This is a genomic window from Dellaglioa sp. CoH-55-MRSF-7, from assembly GCF_056782235.1.
In genome coordinates, this window is the sequence record NZ_JBXAYI010000246.1 from 1 (window position 1) to 233 (window position 233).

Annotated in this window: 1 protein-coding gene; it reads right to left on the reverse strand. The window is 49.8% G+C overall.

All coding sequences use genetic code 11. The features are described from left to right. Positions 1-222 (reverse strand): hypothetical protein (locus tag AC1RPU_RS08550; protein WP_481769742.1); only part of this gene is annotated, 222 nt, incomplete at its 3' end. Between the last annotated feature and the right edge of the window lie 11 nt (positions 223-233).

Here is a 233-nt window from a genome sequence, read left to right on the forward strand (position 1 = left end):
GTATTGGACTACTGCTTGCGAAGAAACCGAGTTAATCGATGCCGTAACTGTATTTGATCCCACATATCCAAGCGCCGCCACATTGGACAACTGCTGAGGAATCGGGGTCAATGTAGTTAAATCTGCCGACGTAGCAATACCAGTGCTACCGCCTGACATAGTAGCCCAATAGGTCGATCCGTCGTACACCGGATTTGTTGCTTTTGCTGCTCCGTAGTACAACGTTGTCCCCG